The sequence below is a fragment of the Burkholderia sp. BCC1985 genome (genome assembly GCF_905339915.1).
Classification (GTDB): domain Bacteria; phylum Pseudomonadota; class Gammaproteobacteria; order Burkholderiales; family Burkholderiaceae; genus Burkholderia.
In genome coordinates, this window is record NZ_CAJPGY010000009.1 from 147,895 (window position 1) to 164,599 (window position 16,705).

16 protein-coding genes are annotated in these 16,705 nt (G+C 68.4%); 13 read left to right on the forward strand and 3 right to left on the reverse strand.

All coding sequences use genetic code 11. The annotated features are described in order from the left end of the window. Positions 1 to 67: 67 nt before the first annotated feature. The gene (locus U4Z31_RS11795) at positions 68 to 922 is read right to left on the reverse strand and encodes a FadR/GntR family transcriptional regulator (RefSeq protein ID WP_124571231.1); all 855 of its coding nucleotides are present in this window, start codon (positions 920 to 922) and stop codon (positions 68 to 70) included. A gap of 233 nt (positions 923 to 1,155) precedes the next feature. On the opposite strand from U4Z31_RS11795, the gene U4Z31_RS11800 reads away from it, so the two are divergent. The 8 genes from U4Z31_RS11800 to U4Z31_RS11835 all read left to right on the forward strand — a co-directional run bounded on the left by U4Z31_RS11800 (position 1,156) and on the right by U4Z31_RS11835 (position 9,927). Next, positions 1,156 to 2,364, forward strand: coding sequence for an ABC transporter substrate-binding protein (locus U4Z31_RS11800; RefSeq protein WP_321810428.1), 1,209 nt, complete (start codon positions 1,156 to 1,158; stop codon positions 2,362 to 2,364). 69 nt (positions 2,365 to 2,433) lie between these two features. Beyond that, complete coding sequence (locus tag U4Z31_RS11805; protein ID WP_044847063.1) at positions 2,434 to 3,294, forward strand: branched-chain amino acid ABC transporter permease; 861 nt, start codon at positions 2,434 to 2,436, stop codon at positions 3,292 to 3,294. After that, on the forward strand, positions 3,291 to 4,334 hold the full coding sequence (locus U4Z31_RS11810; protein ID WP_321810429.1) for a branched-chain amino acid ABC transporter permease: 1,044 nt from the start codon (positions 3,291 to 3,293) through the stop codon (positions 4,332 to 4,334). The genes U4Z31_RS11805 and U4Z31_RS11810 overlap by 4 nt, the downstream gene beginning before the upstream one ends. Further along, positions 4,331 to 5,098, forward strand: coding sequence for an ABC transporter ATP-binding protein (locus U4Z31_RS11815; RefSeq protein ID WP_124667137.1), 768 nt, complete (start codon positions 4,331 to 4,333; stop codon positions 5,096 to 5,098). Before U4Z31_RS11810 ends, U4Z31_RS11815 begins: the two co-directional genes overlap by 4 nt. Then, positions 5,095 to 5,796, forward strand: a complete 702-nt coding sequence (locus U4Z31_RS11820; RefSeq protein WP_044847066.1) for an ABC transporter ATP-binding protein — start codon at positions 5,095 to 5,097, stop codon at positions 5,794 to 5,796. The genes U4Z31_RS11815 and U4Z31_RS11820 overlap by 4 nt, the downstream gene beginning before the upstream one ends. A gap of 34 nt (positions 5,797 to 5,830) precedes the next feature. Further along, entirely contained in the window at positions 5,831 to 7,111 is a 1,281-nt protein-coding gene (locus U4Z31_RS11825) for a Zn-dependent hydrolase (protein ID WP_321810430.1), read from the forward strand. Then, entirely contained in the window at positions 7,108 to 8,610 is a 1,503-nt protein-coding gene (locus U4Z31_RS11830; RefSeq protein WP_321810431.1) for a M81 family metallopeptidase, read from the forward strand. Before U4Z31_RS11825 ends, U4Z31_RS11830 begins: the two co-directional genes overlap by 4 nt. Positions 8,611 to 8,730: 120 nt before the next feature. Then, on the forward strand, positions 8,731 to 9,927 hold the full coding sequence (locus U4Z31_RS11835) for a beta-propeller fold lactonase family protein (protein ID WP_321810432.1): 1,197 nt from the start codon (positions 8,731 to 8,733) through the stop codon (positions 9,925 to 9,927). Positions 9,928 to 10,097: 170 nt separating this feature from the next. On the opposite strand, the gene U4Z31_RS11840 is transcribed toward U4Z31_RS11835, so the two are convergent. Beyond that, complete coding sequence (locus U4Z31_RS11840; protein WP_321810433.1) at positions 10,098 to 10,856, reverse strand: hypothetical protein; 759 nt, start codon at positions 10,854 to 10,856, stop codon at positions 10,098 to 10,100. Positions 10,857 to 11,006: 150 nt separating this feature from the next. Next, the gene (locus tag U4Z31_RS11845) at positions 11,007 to 11,141 is read right to left on the reverse strand and encodes a hypothetical protein (protein WP_006750603.1); all 135 of its coding nucleotides are present in this window, start codon (positions 11,139 to 11,141) and stop codon (positions 11,007 to 11,009) included. Between the two features lie 398 nt (positions 11,142 to 11,539). On the opposite strand from U4Z31_RS11845, the gene U4Z31_RS11850 reads away from it, so the two are divergent. The 5 genes from U4Z31_RS11850 (at position 11,540) to U4Z31_RS11870 (ending at position 16,607) form a co-directional block, all read left to right on the forward strand. Beyond that, a complete protein-coding gene (locus tag U4Z31_RS11850; RefSeq protein ID WP_321810434.1) occupies positions 11,540 to 11,971 on the forward strand; it encodes a hypothetical protein in 432 nt (143 codons plus the stop codon). Positions 11,972 to 12,078: 107 nt separating this feature from the next. Next, a complete protein-coding gene (locus U4Z31_RS11855; RefSeq protein WP_321810435.1) occupies positions 12,079 to 12,891 on the forward strand; it encodes an alpha/beta hydrolase in 813 nt (270 codons plus the stop codon). 185 nt (positions 12,892 to 13,076) lie between these two features. Next, positions 13,077 to 14,246 (forward strand): class C beta-lactamase, encoded by a 1,170-nt coding sequence (gene ampC, locus U4Z31_RS11860; RefSeq protein ID WP_321810436.1) that lies wholly within the window; start codon positions 13,077 to 13,079, stop codon positions 14,244 to 14,246. A gap of 249 nt (positions 14,247 to 14,495) precedes the next feature. Continuing rightward, positions 14,496 to 15,407 (forward strand): NAD-dependent epimerase/dehydratase family protein, encoded by a 912-nt coding sequence (locus U4Z31_RS11865; RefSeq protein WP_321810437.1) that lies wholly within the window; start codon positions 14,496 to 14,498, stop codon positions 15,405 to 15,407. Between the two features lie 297 nt (positions 15,408 to 15,704). Further along, positions 15,705 to 16,607 carry a LysR substrate-binding domain-containing protein gene (locus U4Z31_RS11870; protein WP_124488041.1) on the forward strand — a complete coding sequence of 301 codons (903 nt, stop codon included), beginning with the start codon at positions 15,705 to 15,707 and terminating at the stop codon, positions 16,605 to 16,607. Positions 16,608 to 16,705 lie beyond the last annotated feature (98 nt).

A 16,705-nucleotide genomic window follows, 5' to 3' on the forward strand; every position in this document is an offset into this window, starting at 1 on the left:
GCGGCGCTGGCCGACCGCCGCCGGACGGTCGGCTTTTGCCGCGAGCCGGCTTCGCGTGTGCCGACAGTCAGTTGTCCTCGCCATCCGCTGCGGCCGCGTCGGCGCCCGAAACGGGCGCGGCGGCCCGCCTGCGGATTTCGGAGTCGAGGATCAAGCGCCCGCGCAGCTTCCCTTTCATCCGTTTCACGTGCTTGGGCGCCTCGGTCATGTGCTCGACCATCAGCGCACGTACGCGCTCGGCATCGCGCGCTCGCGCGGCCAGCAGGATCTCCTTGTGGATCGACACGTTCGCTTCGCCGAAGCGCTTGTGCTCCGCGAGCGGCGTATCGTTCCTGAACTCGATCAGCTGCCGGATCATCTCGTTGATCAGCTCGCAGCTGAAGCGCAGGAAGGGGTTCGGGTTCGCGGCCGCGAGGATGTCGTGGAACGTCGTGTCCTCCTGCCGCTGGCGCAGCATGTGGCCGCGGTCGTGCACGCCCGACGCGCCGTCGCAGCACGCGATGTTCGCCTCCAGCGCCGCGAAGTCGCGCTCGGTCAGGTGCGGCACGGCGCCCGCCGCCAGCTCGGGTTCGAGGAGCTTGCGCACCGTGTAGATGTCGTCGATCGTCACGTCCTTGAAGAACAGGTAGTTCTGCAGAAGTTGCAGCGTGCGGTCGAGCGGCACCTCGACGACCATCCCGCCGCCCGACGGCCCCGTCGTGACCTTGATGAGCCCCTGCACCTCGAGCGACTTCAGCGCCTCGCGGATCGTGCTCTTGCTCACCGCGTACAGCTGCTGCAGTTCCGCCTCGCGCGGCAGGCGGTCGCCCGGTTTCAGATCCTTCTCGGTGATCAGCCGCTTGATCTCCTCGGCGACGAGATCCGCCCGCTTCGGCTGCTTGATTTCGACCGCGAGGCCCGCCCTGGCTCGGTCCATGACCATCTTCAAGACTCCTTTGTCTGACTGCGCGCCACATCGTCGTCGACGATCCGTTCGGGCGCGGGGTACGGAATTTTGCCTGATTGACACCAATTTTGATCAACTCTAGCATCAGGTTCATTCTATTTATCATGATAAATAGGATCAACCGGCAACGCGCATCCTGCAGGGCGTGGATACGGTTTGGGTTTGGCAGTCGGTCGCATCGTGTGTCCCCCTTTATCAGGAGCGTCAACTTGAATCGCCGAGAACTGTTGAAACTGGCCGCGCTGTCGGCCGTGCCGGGTGCGCTCGGCAGCATGTCGTCCCGTGCCGCATTCGCGCAGGGTTCGACCATCCAGCTTGCCTGCCCGGTGCCGATGTCGGGGCCGTTCGCCGCCAATGGCAAGTACGCCGATCTCGGCATGCAGCTCGCCGTCAGGCAATACGGCAAGGTGCTCGGTGCGCCGCTCGCGTATACGGCACTCGACACCGAGGGCAAGCCGGCGACCGCCGTGCGGCGCGTGCAGGAGATCGCGCAGCAGAAGGGGGCCCGCTTTTTCGCGGGCGGCATCCTGTCGTCCGAATCGCTGGCGATGGGCAAGGAAGTCCAGAAGGCGGGCGGCGTGTTCATCACGACGGCGGGCGCGGACGAACTGACCGGCAAGGACTGCAACGATGCGACGTTCCGCTGGTCGGTGCCGACCTTCGGCGCGATCGAGCAGACGGTGCGGCCGTTGCTCCAGATGCTGCCGAAAGCGAAGCGCTGGTACACGATCACGCCGCAATACGTGTTCGGCGAGGGCCTGCTGTCCGCCGCGAAGGCGATCTTCAAGGAGAAAGGCATCGAGCATGTCGGCAACAGCTACCACTCGCTCGCCGAGAAGGAGTTCAGCGGCTACCTGACGAACGCGGCGGCCGCGCAACCGGACGTGCTGCTGATCCTGAACTTCGGCTCGCAATCGTCGGACACGCTGCGCCAGGCCGTCAGCTTCGGGATGAAGCGCAACTGCACGATCCTGCTTGCGTGGGCGTCGGGCCTCGAGCAGTTCGAGGCGCTCGGCCCCGACATCTGCGACGGCGTGTATTTCGGCGCGCAGTACTGGCACGGCATCGATTCGCCGCTGAATCGCGACTTCGTGAAGCGGGCGAACGCCGCGTTCAAGGCGAACCCGAACTACAGCCTCGCCGGTTCGTACATCTGCTCGAAGATCCTGCTCGACGCGATGGTGAAGGCCGGCAGCGCCGATCCGAAGAAGGTCGTCGCGGCGATGGAAGGCATGAAGTACGACGGTCTCACGGGCCCGGAGGAAATCCGCAAGGGCGACCACCAGGTGCTGAAGAACTACTACCTGCTGAAGGGCAAGCCGAAGAGCCGGATGAAGAGCGCGGACGACTACGCGGATATCGTCAGCTCGGGCCAATCGTTCCTGTCCGTCGACAAGACGGGGTGCAAGCTCGCGTAACGCGATGCGCGCGTTCGCGGCCGTCGCGCGCCGCGGACGTCCGTTTCACTCCTTTCCGGTACGGAAGCCATGAACGTCTATCTGCTGCAGATCGTCAACGGCATCGGTGTGGGCATGCTGTATTTCCTGCTCGCCGTCGGCCTGTCGATCGTGTTCGGCCTGCTGCGCTTCGTGAACTTCGCTCACGGCGCGTTCTATCTGCTCGGTGCGTACCTGTGCTACCAGGCGCTGCAATGGTCGGCCAACTTCTGGGTTGCGCTCGCGGTCGTGCCGCTCGTCGTCGGCGCGTTCGCGTGGATCGTCGAGAAGCTCGTGCTGCGTCACGTGTATGCGCAACAGCATGAATTCCACATCCTCGCGACCGTCGGGCTCGCGCTCGTGCTGCAGGAGTGCGCGATCCTCGCGTGGGGCCCGCTCGGCGACAACGTGCCGCCGCCCGACGCGCTGAACGGTGTCGTGATCTGGGGCGGCTTCGTCTACCCGAAATACCGGCTGTTCGTGATCGCGTTCACGGCCTTGCTTGCCGGACTGCTGTGGTGGGTGCTCGAAGGCACGCGGCTCGGTAGTACGGTGCGCGCGGGCAGCGAATCGACGGAGATGGTGTCGCTGCTCGGTATCAACGTGACGCGCGTGTTCAGCCTCGTGTTCGCGCTCGGCGCGGCCACCGCCGCGCTCGCCGGCGTGCTCGCGGCACCGATCCGCGGCGTCGATCCGTTCATGGGCATCGAGGCGCTCGGCGTCGCGTTCGTGGTGGTCGTCGTCGGCGGGATGGGGAATTTTCTCGGGGCGCTCGTCGGCGGGCTGCTGGTCGGCATCGTGCAGAGCCTGATGAGCACGCTGTGGCCGGAAGGCGCGCGCTTGATGATCTACGTCGCGATGGCGGCCGTGCTGCTGCTGCGTCCGAACGGATTGCTGGGGAGGGCTGCATGATCGAATCGTCGAAACCGCTGCCGCCTGCGGCGGCAGCCTCGCCGCGCGCGCGGCCGTGGCACGGCGCGCTGCGGCGGCCGGAGGGCTGGCTCGCGGTGGCCGTCGCGTGCGTGCTGCCGCTGGCGCTGAGCTCGGGCTCGCTCGCGACCGAAGTGCTGGTGTTCGCGCTCGCCGCGCTCGGTTGCAATCTGCTGCTCGGCTATACGGGGCTGCTGTCGTTCGGGCAGGGCATCTTCTTCGGGCTCGGCAGTTACGCGGCGGGGCTGGTCCTGACGCACGGCATCCGGTCGATGACGGCTGCGCTCGTCGCGGCCGCCGTGCTCGGTGCCGCCGCGGCCGCGCTCGTCGGCTGGTTCTCGATCCGGCAGCGCGGCACTTACTTCGTGATGCTGACGCTCGCGTTCGGGCAGTTGTTCTACTTCCTCGCGTATACGACGCCGGATGTGACGGGTGGCGACAACGGGCTGCTCGACATCCCGCGCCCCGCGCTCGCCGCATTCGGGCATCCGCTCGTCTCGCTCGATTCGCCGTGGCGCTACTACGGCTTCGTCGCGGTGCTGTTCGTCGCGGTGTTCTGGCTGCTGCTGCGCGTATCGCGCTCGGTGTTCGGCCGGACGCTGCTCGCGATTCGCGACAACGAGGCACGCGCGGCGGCGGCCGGCTACGACGTGCAGCGCTTCAAGCTCGCGGCGTTCGTGATCTCGGGCGCGGTCACGGGCCTCGCGGGGGCGCTGCACGCGCTGATGACGGGCATCGCGCCGCTGTCGAACATCGACTATCACACGAGCGAGATGATCCTCGTGATGACGGTGATCGGCGGCACGGGCAACCTGTTCGCGTCGGTGCTCGGCGCGGCATTCTACGTGCTGTTCGCGGATTGGCTGTCGACGCTGTGGCCGCGCTGGCTGCTGTTGCTCGGCCTCGTGCTGATCGCGGTCAGCCTGTTCATGCAGCGCGGGTTGTGGGGACTCGGCGAACGCGTCGCGGCATCGCTGCGGCGCGCCGATCGCACTGAGGCTACGGCCAGGGAGCGGCAATGAGCGAAGCGATTCTCGAAGCGCGCGGCATCGTCAAGCGCTACGGCAAGTTCACGGCGCTGGGCGGCGTCGATCTGCGGATCATGCCGCGCACCGTGCATTCGGTGATCGGCCCGAACGGTGCCGGCAAGACGACGCTGTTCCATACGCTGACCGGCACACTGCCGATCACGTCGGGCTCGATCCTGTTCGATGGTCACGACGTGTCGCGCGAACCCGATCACAAGCGCGTGCGGCGCGGCATCGCACGTTCGTTCCAGGTGACGAGCCTGTTTCCGAACCTGAGCGTGCGCGAGAACCTGCGCGTCGCCGCGCAGGGCGTCGAATCGCGGCGCGCGCTGAATCCGTGGACACCGCCGCGCGGCGCACTCGCGCATGACGGCGTCGTCGACGAGGTGCTCGAGCGGCTCGGCCTGCAGCGCTTCGCCGACACGGCGGCGGGCGTGCTGTCGCACGGCCAGCAGCGCCGGCTCGAGGTCGGGATGGCGCTTGCGGCGCGGCCGCGCGCGATCTTCCTCGACGAGCCGACGTCGGGCATGGGCATCGACGACCTCGACGACATGAAGGCGCTGATCCGCGGCCTGCGCGACGACTACACGGTCGTGCTGATCGAACACAACATGGGAATCGTGATGGACATCTCGGACACGATCACGGTGATGCAGCAGGGGCGCGTGCTGGTCGAAGGCAAGCCCGATGCGATTCGCGGCGACGCGCGCGTACGCAGCGCGTATCTCGGCAACATGATCACCGGAGGCCGCGCATGATGCTCGACGTGAAGGAGGTTCACGCCTGCTACGGCAAGAGCCACGTGCTGCAGGGCATTTCGCTGAACGTGAACGAAGGCGAGACGGTGACGCTGCTCGGCCGCAACGGCGCGGGCAAATCGACCACGCTCAAGGCGATCGCGGGTGTCGTTGCGCCGACCGGCGGGACGGTGACGTTCGCCGGCCGGCCGGTGTCCGGGCAGCCCGCGCACCGGATTGCCGCGTGCGGTCTGTGCTTCGTGCCCGAGCATCGCGGCATCTTCCGGCTGCTGTCGGTCGAGGAAAACCTGCGGCTCGGCGCACGCCGCGATTCGCCGTGGCAGCTCGACGATATCTACCGGATCTTCCCGCGCCTGAAGGAGCGCCGCCGCAACGGCGGCGCGCAGTTGTCGGGCGGCGAGCAGCAGATGCTCGCGATCGGCCGCGCGCTGATGAACCACCCGCGGCTCTTGATGCTCGACGAGCCGGTCGAAGGGCTCGCACCGGTGATCGTCGAGGAGATCGTCGCGCAGCTGAAGCAGATCAAGGCGGCCGGCGTCGCGATCCTGCTCGTCGAACAGAACCTCGAAGTGTGCACGCAGCTTGCGGACCGCCACTTCGTGATCGAACAGGGCGTGATCGTCTACGAAGGCAGCAACGCGGCGTTCGCGGCCGATCACGAGGTGAAGGACCGTTACCTGGGTGTCGGCGTCGCGTAAGCGCCGGGCCCGTTCATTGCGAGGAATTCCACCGATGCAAGTTCTGGATTCGACACAGGGCGCCACGGCGTCCGGCCTGCGCGTCGACGGCGCGCGGCTGTGGGACAGCCTGATGCGTCTCGCGCGAATCGGCGCGACCGACAAGGGAGGCGTGTGCCGCCTCGCGCTCACCGAACTCGATCGCGAGGCGCGCGACCTGTTCGTCGCGTGGGCGAAGGAAATCGGCTGCACGGTACGCATCGATGCGATCGGCAACATCTTCGCGCGACGTGCGGGCGAACGCGACGACCTGCCGCCCGTGACGACGGGCAGCCATATCGACACGCAGCCGACCGGCGGCAAGTTCGACGGCAACTACGGCGTGCTCGCCGGCCTCGAAGTGCTGCGCACGCTCGACGACGCGGGCGTGCGCACGCGTGCGCCGCTCGAGGTCGCCGTGTGGACCAACGAGGAAGGCTCGCGCTTCGTGCCCGTGATGATGGGCTCCGGCGTGTTCGCGAGTGCGTTCACGCTCGACCACGCGCTCGCGCAACGCGATCGCGACGGCACATCGGTGGGCGATGCGCTGGCCGCGATCGGCTATGCGGGCGACGCGAACGGTGCGCATCCGGTCGGCGCGTATTTCGAAGCGCATATCGAGCAGGGGCCGGTGCTGGAGGCGCACGACACGACGATCGGCGTGGTCGAGGGCGCGCTCGGGCAGCGCTGGTACGACGTGACGGTACACGGGATGGAGGCGCATGCGGGACCCACGCCGATGGAACTGCGGCGCGACGCGCTGCTGGTCGCGGCCGATCTCGTGCGCGCGGTGAACGGCATCGCGCGTGCGCACCCGCCGCACGGGCGCGGCACGGTCGGCTGGGTCGACGTCCATCCGAATTCGCGCAACGTGATTCCGGGCCGCGTGACGCTGACCGTCGACTTGCGCGCGGCCGACGATGCGACGCTGGCGGCGATGGATGCGGAACTGCGCACGGCCTGCGCCGATCTGGGTGCGGTGGCCGACATGCGGATCGACGTCGAGCAGGTCGTGTATTTCGCTCCCCAGCCGTTCGACGCGGCACTCGTCGAGCGGGTGCGCGCGGGCGCAAGTGCGCTCGGGCTGTCGTCGATGAACGTGATCAGCGGCGCGGGTCACGACGCGGTGTATCTCGCACGCGTCGCGCCCACCGCGATGATCTTCGTGCCGTGCAAGGACGGGATCAGCCACAACGAAATCGAGGACGCCGATCCCGCCCACCTCGAAGCGGGCTGCAACGTGCTGCTGCATGCGATGCTCGGCGCGGCGGGCGTGGCGGAGGGCGCCACGCGATGAAGATCCTGATCGCCCGGATGAACCACGAAACCAATACGTTCTCGCCGGTGCCGACGCCGCTCGCCGCGTTCGGCCGCAACGGCCCCGACTGGGGTGACGACGCGTATCGCGCGAATCGCGGGATGCGCACCGCGATGGCCGCGTTCATCGATGCGGCGGCTCGCGCAGGCGCGGAGATCGTCACGCCGGTGTCGGCGGCCGCGAACCCGAGTGGGCCGGTTGCCGCCGACGCGTATGCGGCGATCTGCGACGCGATCGTCGCGGCCGCGCCCGGCTGCGACGCGGTGATGCTCGACCTGCACGGCGCGATGGTCGCCGAGCAGAGCGCGGACGGCGAGGGCGACCTGCTCGCGCGCGTGCGCGCCGCGCTGCCCGATGCGCCGATCGCGGTCGCGCTCGACCTGCACGCGAACGTCACGCAGAAGATGATCGACCATGCGGACGTGATCGTCAGCTTCAAGACCTATCCGCACGTCGACATGTACGAGACGGGCGAGCACGCGGCGCGTGTGCTGCTCGACCGGCTGCACGGCCGCGCACGGCCCGTGCTCGCGTGGCGGCAGCCGCCGCTGATGACGTCGACGCTGCGCAGCGCGAGCGCCGAAGGCGCGATGCGGCGCGCGGTGGAGGCCGCGCGCGCGGCCGAAGCCGACGGGATGCTGGCAGTATCGGTGCTGCCCGGCTTCTCGCTCGCGGACATTCCCGCGCCGTGCATCAGCATCGTCGTGGTCGCCGACGGCGACCGCGCGGCGGCCGACGCGGTGGCCGAGCGCATCGCCCGGCAGATCTGGGACGCACGCGACGAATTCGTCTACCGCAGCGCGCCGCTCGCGGAATCGGTCGCGCAGGCCGCGGCGCTGGCGCGCGGTGCGGACCGTCCGGTGCTGATGCTCGATCACGGCGACAACTGCATGTCGGGCGGCCCGTGCGACACGATGGACCTGCTGGAGGAAGCGCTCGCGCAAGGGCTCGACGGGATCGTCAGCGGGCCGCTGTGCGACCCGGATGCAGTCGCGGCGCTGATCGGCGCGGGCGTCGGCGCGACCGTGACCGTGCCGGTCGGCAACCGGATGCCGTCGCACGCCGGCGCGCGGCGCGCGCCGTTTCGGGCGACGGGCATCGTGCGCGCGATCACCGACGGCGAATACGTGATTACCGGGCCGACGTATACGGGCCAGCGCGCATACATGGGCCGCGCGGCGGTGCTCGATATCGGCGACGCGACGCTGGTCGTCACCGAGCGCACGCAGGAGCCGTGGGATCTCGGCGTGTTCGAGAGCGTCGGCATCGATCCGCGCCGCGCGCGATTCCTGCTGCTGAAGTCGCGGATGTACTGCCGCCCGGTGTTCGTGCCGATCGCGGCCGCGCTCGTCGAGTGCGACAGCCGCGGCGTGACCGGTTCGGACTACGGGCTGTTTCGCTACGAGCGGCTCGCGCGACCCGTGTATCCGCTCGACGACGTCGATCGGTGGGACAGCGCGGACGTGCGCACGACCTGAGCGGCGGGCGCGAGACGCCGGTTTCGCGCGCTTTCGTGCATCATGCGGTGGCATCGACCCGTCGAGCAGCAGGGTCGTGCCAGTCCTTGCGTCCGCAACCGATCCGGAGAACCGACCGCCATGCATTCGAATCGCTTTCGCCTTCGTCGCGCCCGCCTGCTCGCCGCGCTGACGCTCGCTACCACCGCCGTCACCGCCGTCACCGCGCACGCGGCCGACTGGATCGTGTCCGGCAACGACGGCAAGTATCAGCGCGTCGAAGGGCGCGACACCTATCTCGCGTCGCCGCCCGCCGACACGCTGACGCTGCTCGACGCGAGCGTGTTTCCGCCGAAGGTCGCGCTGCAGGTCGACGTCGAGAACGGCATCCAGGGCCCGCCGCAGGCCGTCGCGATCGCACCCGACGCGAAGCTCGCGCTGGTCGGCGCGCCGACGCGCTACGACCAGGGGGCGAGGCAACTCGTGTTCGATACGTTTGTGCAGGTCGTGAACCTCGCTGCGTCGCCGCCGGCGATCACGCGCATCGAACTCGGCACGCACCCGCAGGGGATCGCGATCGATCGGTCGGGCCGGCTCGCGCTGGCGGCGAACGTCGACGGCAGCGTGTCGATCCTGCGGATCGACGGAACGCAGGTGACGCTCGACGGCAACCTGAAGATCGGCAAGAAGCGGCTCGCCGGGATCAGTTTCACGCACGACGGCAAGCATGCGCTCGTGTCGCTGCGCGACGAGCAGGGCATCGCGGTGCTGAACGTCGACGACGGCAAGGTGACCGACAGCGGCACGCGGCTGAGCACGGGCGTCGCGCCCTACACGATCGACGTGTCGAGCGACAATCGCTGGGCCGTCGTCAGCAACGTCGGGCTCGCGGGGCTGCCGGGCTATACGGGCACGCTCGCGGGCGATGCCGATTCGGTCGCGCTGATCGACGTGTCGCGCACGCCGTTCCGCACGGTCCAGTACCTGACGGTGCCGTCGCTGCCGGAAGGCGTCGCGATCTCGCCGGACGGAAAGTGGATCGCCGTGCAGGCGATGGACGGCTCGAACCTGACGCCCGACAACCCGGGTCGCCACAAGCTCGGCAAGGTGGTGCTGTTCGAGATCCGCAACGGCCGTGCGGTGCAGACGAGTGAAGTGCCGGGCGGCGAAGCCGCGCAGGGCATCGTGTTTACCGCCGACAGCCGGCACGTGATCGTGCAGTTCAACGTCGAGCGGCAGCTCGCGCTGTATGCGGTGGAGGGCGGCAAGCTGCGCGATACGGGCAAGCGCATCGCGCTCACGGGCGGGCCGTCGTCGTTGCGGACGTTGCCGCGGTGATGGGTTGAAGCGTTCGACGGGCTGGCCGACGCGTGCGTCGCGCCGGTCCGGGATGCCGGGCTGCGCACGCAGCCCGAAGTTGCGACGACGGCGACGGTCAGCCGCCATCCGCTAGCCGAACTGCTCGCGCCGCTACGCGTTGCGCAGCGCCAGCCGTTCGCGCACGCGGCTCATTGACCGAGCAACGCCGGCAGGTTGCCCTCATAGAGATGAACGCCCGCGTGGACGGTCTGGAACCACGAACACGCATACAGCTTGCCGCCGCACATCCGCCATTTCTTGCAGAACGACAGATCTTCCGACAGCGAGCGCCCGTCGGGTTCCCTCAGGAATTCGAAATGCTCGTACATGGAGGTCGAATTCGGCGACAGGTTCCGATAGCTCGGCGGAAACTGGACCTGCGTCTCGGGATAGGTCTGCGCCATCGTGTCGAACACGGGGCGCGCGATCATCATCAGGCCGGCGCCGCCCGAGTGGATTTCGGAAACCGAATCGAGCTGGATCCGGGACTGTGCACCGTCCACCGCATACGCGGTCTGGCTGTAATCGGCGCTGAACAACGCGAGCCGCTCGGGCGGCGCCGACGGATCCGAGCGCGCGGCCTCGGCGACCGCCGCCCAGTTGATGCTCTTGGACGGATACAGCCCGAGCATCACGTCGTGCTGCTGTTCGAACATCCGGATCACGTCGCTGCCGCGAAAGCCGATGTCCGCATCGATGAACATCATGTGCGACAGGCCGCTGTGCAGGAAGCGCTCGACCGCGACGTTTCGTTGCTGATGCAACAATGCGGTGCCGCTCAGGTAGAAGTATTCGAACGCGAGGCCGGTGCTCAGGCACGCATGCTGGAGCTCCAGCAGCCCGTTCACGTAGGGCAGGTAACACATGCCGCCGTAGGCGGGCGTGGCGACGAAAATGCCTTGTTTCATGATCGGACGGCCTGCGTGGGCGGTGCCCTGTTCGTGCTGCGCGAGAATGACGACTCCGACCCGCATCTTACCCTGCGTCGCGGCCCGCCGGTCGGCGTTTTTCAGTGCGGCGGCGAAGCGCGTCTGTCGCTGCCGCGCGCGCCGCCGTCGTTACGGACGCAACAGGTCGAATCCGCCGAACACGACCACGCCGCTGAGCGCAATCATCGCGACCGAATGCTGGCCGAAATAGAGAATCGCGGCCGCGAGCCACGTGGTCAGGCAGAAGGCGCCGATGCGGGCCATCGTGAATTCCTCGAAATGCGTGATGAAGGGGGAGCGTGCCGAAGTCGGCGCGTCGCATGTCGATGCGGGCGCGGGGCTCGCGTTGCGACGGCGCCGGACGGCATCGCGTATCGGGCCCGACCGGGCGGGCACCGACGCGGGGTAGCCCGCGAGGCCTTGCCGGAAGCAGCCGGTGTGCTGCGGCAGCAGGCCAGCCGGCGATTTTACCAGCGTCGACGGCCGGCCAATCTGGCCCCTTCGCGACGATCGGCGGTACGCGCACGGCGCGGGCATCTCTGGGCATCTCAGGGCAGTTGGAAAGGCGGGGCTCAAGTTTCATCCGATGAATACCGTAAACCGGTTGCAAGGTTTCCCCTGTTCAACCGACCCGAGTCGCACACTCACTACGGACCGACACGATGCAGATCGACCCTTCTTCCGCCGCGCAGACCTCGCCAGCCGCTGGCAACGCGACCGCCGATCCGTCCGGCACCGGTGCCGCGTCGACGGCGACGTCCGCCGCGTCGTCGCAGGCGGGCGGTGCCGCGCAGTCGGACGGCGCAGGGCAGACGCCGGGCGCGTCGGGATCCTCGGCCGAGGATCCCGCGGTCAAGCAGTTGAAGCAACTCATCGAGCGCCTGCAGAAACAGCTTGCGCAACTGCAGCAGCAGATGGCGGCGGCCGCGCAGCGCGCGAAGCACGATCCGGCGGCGGCACTCGAGCAGCAGACGCTGGGCGCGGAAGCCAGCACGATCTCCGCCGCGTTGTCGACGGCGATCGCGCAGCTTGCGCAGGCGATCCAGAAGTCGGGCGGCTCGACGTCCGGCGCGCTGGTGTCGACGCAGGCCTGAAGGCGCGGCGCCGCGCCGTCGCGTACCGCAGCGCGTGGACGCGTCGCGGCACGCTGTCGCGCGCATTACAATCGCAAGCTCGTCTCCCTCGCAAGGACGGCAGAACGATGAACGCTGAATTCGCCGACGACGACCTCGTCCGCTTCGACGCGCAAGGCGGCACGCCGCTGCCGGCGGCCGACGCCGAAGGATGGCTGGACCACGACGGCGCGCGCATCTGGCACGCGTCGTTCGGCCACGGCCCGCCCGTCGTGCTGCTGCACGGCGGCCTCGGCCACGGCGGCAACTGGGGCAACCAGGTGCCGGCGCTGCTCGCGGCCGGTTACCGCGCGATCGTGATCGACAGCCGCGGCCACGGCCGCAGCACGCGTGACGATCGCCCCTATTCCTACGAACGCATGGCCTCCGACGTGCTGGCGGTGCTCGATGCGCTGCGCATCGAGCGCGCACGCTTCGTCGGCTGGAGCGACGGCGCGTGCGTGTCGCTCGTGCTGGCCGCCCGCGCGCCGGCGCGTGCGGCGGGCGTGTTCTTCTTCGCGTGCAACATGGATCCGGGCGGCACGAAGGAGATGGTGCCGAGCCCGCTGATCGACCGCTGCTTCGCGCGGCACCGCAAGGACTACGTGCGGCTGTCCGCGACGCCGGACCGTTTCGACGCGTTCGTCGCCGCCGTCAGCGAAATGATGCGCACGCAACCGGATTACCGCGCGGCCGACCTCGCGGCGATCGCCGTGCCGGTCGCGATCGTGCAGGGCGAGCACGACGAGTTCATCCGCCCCGACCATGCAGCGTATCTCGCGCGCACGATTCCGGGCGCAACGCTGACGATCCTGCCGGGCGTGAGCCACTTCGCGCCGCTGCAGCGGCCGGCGCGCTTCAATGCCGCGATGCTGGCGTTTCTCGACCGCTTGCCGGACTGACACGCGCGAGACCGGTTCACGCGCCGCATAAGATTTTCTTTAGGCTCGCGCAACATATCGTCGATTGTCGGCTGGCGGCCGGCAGCGGATAGTCCTGCTTCGACGGGACGGCTGGCGCGGCGTCCGCGCGGCGCGGCCGAATCCGTTGTTAATGCAACGATCTGAAAATCGAAGGAACCGCACCCATGCGATTCAACGCGATCCGCATCGCCGCGACCCTGTTCGTCGCCGCATGCGCCGCCGCCACGGCCGGCCGCGCGGCCGCCGCCACGCAGGACGAGATTCACGACACCGTAACCCGCCACGTCGCACCGCAGATGAAGCAGTTCGCCATTCCCGGCATGGCGATCGGCATCGTCGCCGACGGCAAGCCTTATGTGTTCGACTACGGCGTGATGTCGACGCAAACCGGCCAGCCGGTGACCGGCGACACGCTGTTCGAGATCGGCTCCGTCAGCAAGACGCTGACCGCGACGCTCGCATCCGACGCGCAGGAGGGCGGCGAGCTGTCGCTCACGGATCCGGCCGACAAGTATCTGCCCGCGCTGCGGGGCAAGCCGTTCGGCCGCGTGACGCTGCTCGAGCTTGGCACGCACACGCCCGGCGGGATGCCGCTGCAGGTGCCCGACAGCATCCGCGACGACGCGGGCCTGATGCGCTATCTCGACGCGTGGCGTCCCGCGTACGCGCCGGGCACGCGCCGCACCTATTCGAACGTCGCGATCGGGATGCTCGGGCAGCTCACCGCGAAGGCGATGAATCGCGACTTCGCGGGGCTGATGGAACAGCGGCTGTTTCCCGCGCTCGGGATGACGCACACCTACATCAACGTGCCCGCCGCGCGGCAGGCCGACTATGCGCAGGGTTATACGCAGGACGGCAAGCCGATCCGGATGACGGGCGGCATGCTGTGGCAGCCGGCGTACGGCGTCAGGACGACGGCGGCCGACCTGTTGCGCTTCGTGCAGGCGAACATGGGGCTCGTCGAAGCGGCGCCGCGGCTGCAGCGTGCGCTCGAACGCACGCACACCGGCTATTTCCGCGCGGGGCCGTTCACGCAGGACCTGATCTGGGAACAGTATCCGTATCCGGTCGCATTGCCGACGCTGCTCGCGGGGAATGCGCCGCCGATGCTCCACGACGCGACGCCCGCGACCGAACTCAAGCCGCCGCTCGCACCGCGCCCGGACGCGTGGATCAACAAGACGGGGTCGACCAACGGCTTCAGTACCTATGTCGCGTTCGTGCCCGCGAAGCGGCTCGCGATCGTGATGCTCGCGAACCGCAGCTTCCCGATCGAGGATCGCGTGAAGACTGCGTACCGGATCGTCGAGTCGCTGGGCGGCAAGCCGTAGCCTGGAGGATCCGGCACTGACGCGGCGCCGGCGCCGATCTTCCCGCCCGGATCAAAACTCTTTTCATGATCCGCCTCTTTCGCCGCGCGCGCGCGGCATCGATACTGACGCTACAGGCCGCGTTGCGCAGGTTCGACGCGCAGCACGGCCGGCATCGTCGGCCCGCGCCCATCCGAACACCGGTGCGCGCGGGCCGACTTATTTCCGCGAGGCGCGGGCAGTTTCGCGGCCTCGCCATCGGAGCGGTGGATGAAGGGCATCAAGGTATTCGTGACGGGCGCGGCCGGCTACATCGGCGGCTCGGTGGCCGCACGGCTGGTATCGGAAGGGCATGTCGTCACCGGGCTGGCGCGCGACGGCGAGAAGGCCGCGACGCTCGCGGCGGCCGGCATCATGCCGGTCGTCGGCACGCTCGACGACACGGCGCTGCTGCATGCGTTCGCGAGCGACGCGGACTGCGTGATCAACGCGGCGAGCAGCGACCACCGCGCATCGGTCGAGACGATCGTCGCGGCGCTGAGCGGCTCGGGCAAGACGTTCCTGCATACGAGCGGCACCAGCGTGATCGCCGACGACGCGCAAGGCGCGCACGGCGACGCACCGGTGTTCGACGAAGCGACGCCGGTCGTCGCGCCGGCCAAGCCCGAGCGCCGCGCGATCGATCAGCTGGTGATGTCGGCGGCGATGCTCGGCATTCGTTCGGCCGTGATCTGCAACAGCATGATCTACGGCGACGGGCTCGGCATCCGGCGCGACAGCGCGCAGCTTCCGCTGCTCGCGGCGATCGCGCGCGAGGCCGGCGCGGTCCGCGTGATCGGCAAGGGGTTGAACCGCTGGTCGAACGTGCATGTCGAGGACGTCGCCGATCTCTACGTGCGCGCGATGCGGCACGCGGCGCCCGGCGCGCTGTATTTCGCGGAGAACGGCGAAGCGTCGTTCGCGGACATCGGCGCGGCGCTCGCCGCGCGTCTCGGTTTGCCGTCGGTCGTCGAGTGGGACATCGCCGAGGCCGAGCAGGTGCTCGGCCACTCTCGCGCGCATTTCTCGCTGGCGTCGAACAGCCGCGTGAAAGCCGTGCGCGCGCGGCAGGAACTCGGCTGGACGCCGCGGCACGGCGCGATGCAGGACTGGATCCGCCACGACATGCCGATCGCGGCCTGACGCCGCAGAATTGCTTCGCAGCACGCAGCACGCAGCACGCAGCACGCAGCACGCAGCACGCAGCACGCAGCACGCAGCACGCAGCACGCAGCACGCAGCACGCAGCACGCAACACGCAACACGCAACACGCGCCCTCCCGGGCGCGTGCGGCCCCCGGCCTGCGATCGCATCGGTCGGACAATATTAGCCGCGCATTCTTGAATCCAAATCAACTATGATTCGCGCCGGCTCCCGCTTATCAAACGGGCGCTGCGGCACTATCGTGACGATTCTGAAACCGTCACCGATTCCCGACCATGAAGACCACCCTCGACGAGATGCTCGCATTCGTGACCATCGCCGATACCGGCTCGTTGACGGGGGCGGCGGACAAGCTCCACCAGCCGACGTCGGTGATGAGCCGGATCCTGCGGCGTCTCGAGGAAAAGCTCGACACGACGCTGATCCGCCGCACGACGCGCCGGCTCGAAGTGACGGAAGAGGGCACGCTGTTCCTCGAATACGCGCGCGAGATCATCGCGTCGGTCGAATTCGCCGAGGAACAGCTCGCCAGCCAGCGCGAGAAGCCGGCCGGGCGGTTGCGCATCAACGCGGCGATGCCGTTCATGCAGCACGTGATCGCGCCGATGATGCCGGGCTTTCGCGAAGCGTTTCCGGCGATCGCGGCCGAACTGCATACCAGCGACGAAATCATCGACCTGCTCGAACAGCGCACCGACGTCGCGATCCGGATCGGCGAGCTGCGCGATTCGACGCTGCATGCGCGCAAGCTCGGCAGCAGCCGGCTGCGCATTCTCGCGAGCCCCGCGTACCTGGAGAAGGCCGGCGTGCCGACGCGCGTGGCCGATCTCGCGAACCACACGCTGCTCGGCTTCGTGCAGCCCGAAACGCTGAACCACTGGCCGCTGCGCACCGCGGACGGCGACGTATACCGGATCCATCCCGCGCTGCAGGCGTCGAGCGGCGAGACGCTGCTGACGCTCGCGCTGAACGGCGCGGGCATCGTGTGCCTCGCCGACTACATGACGGGCACCCATCGCCGCGACGGCAGCCTCGTCGAGGTGCTGGTCGACGACACGACCGAATTCCGCCAGCCGATTCACGCGGTCTACTATCGCAACGCGACGCTGTCGTCGCGCATCGTCAGTTTTCTGGACTACTTGAGCGCACAGCTGAAGGAAGGCGGCGATATTGACTGAAGGGGCGCGCAAACCGCCGCTCGTCTCGTGCGAAGGGCGACGTGTTCGATCGATATCGGGCACGTCGCCCTTTTTTTCGTGGCGACCGACGCGACCAA

Coding starts and splice junctions, on each gene's coding strand:
- U4Z31_RS11820 (WP_044847066.1), top strand. CDS start 5,095: ATGATGCTCGACGTGAAGGAGGTTCACGCCTGCTACGGCAAGAGCCAC.
- U4Z31_RS11870 (WP_124488041.1), top strand. CDS start 15,705: ATGAAGACCACCCTCGACGAGATGCTCGCATTCGTGACCATCGCCGAT.
- ampC (WP_321810436.1), top strand. CDS start 13,077: ATGCGATTCAACGCGATCCGCATCGCCGCGACCCTGTTCGTCGCCGCA.
- U4Z31_RS11815 (WP_124667137.1), top strand. CDS start 4,331: ATGAGCGAAGCGATTCTCGAAGCGCGCGGCATCGTCAAGCGCTACGGC.
- U4Z31_RS11840 (WP_321810433.1), bottom strand. CDS start 10,856: ATGAAACAAGGCATTTTCGTCGCCACGCCCGCCTACGGCGGCATGTGT.
- U4Z31_RS11805 (WP_044847063.1), top strand. CDS start 2,434: ATGAACGTCTATCTGCTGCAGATCGTCAACGGCATCGGTGTGGGCATG.
- U4Z31_RS11810 (WP_321810429.1), top strand. CDS start 3,291: ATGATCGAATCGTCGAAACCGCTGCCGCCTGCGGCGGCAGCCTCGCCG.
- U4Z31_RS11830 (WP_321810431.1), top strand. CDS start 7,108: ATGAAGATCCTGATCGCCCGGATGAACCACGAAACCAATACGTTCTCG.
- U4Z31_RS11855 (WP_321810435.1), top strand. CDS start 12,079: ATGAACGCTGAATTCGCCGACGACGACCTCGTCCGCTTCGACGCGCAA.
- U4Z31_RS11845 (WP_006750603.1), bottom strand. CDS start 11,141: ATGGCCCGCATCGGCGCCTTCTGCCTGACCACGTGGCTCGCGGCCGCG.
- U4Z31_RS11835 (WP_321810432.1), top strand. CDS start 8,731: ATGCATTCGAATCGCTTTCGCCTTCGTCGCGCCCGCCTGCTCGCCGCG.
- U4Z31_RS11825 (WP_321810430.1), top strand. CDS start 5,831: ATGCAAGTTCTGGATTCGACACAGGGCGCCACGGCGTCCGGCCTGCGC.
- U4Z31_RS11865 (WP_321810437.1), top strand. CDS start 14,496: ATGAAGGGCATCAAGGTATTCGTGACGGGCGCGGCCGGCTACATCGGC.
- U4Z31_RS11795 (WP_124571231.1), bottom strand. CDS start 922: ATGGTCATGGACCGAGCCAGGGCGGGCCTCGCGGTCGAAATCAAGCAG.
- U4Z31_RS11850 (WP_321810434.1), top strand. CDS start 11,540: ATGCAGATCGACCCTTCTTCCGCCGCGCAGACCTCGCCAGCCGCTGGC.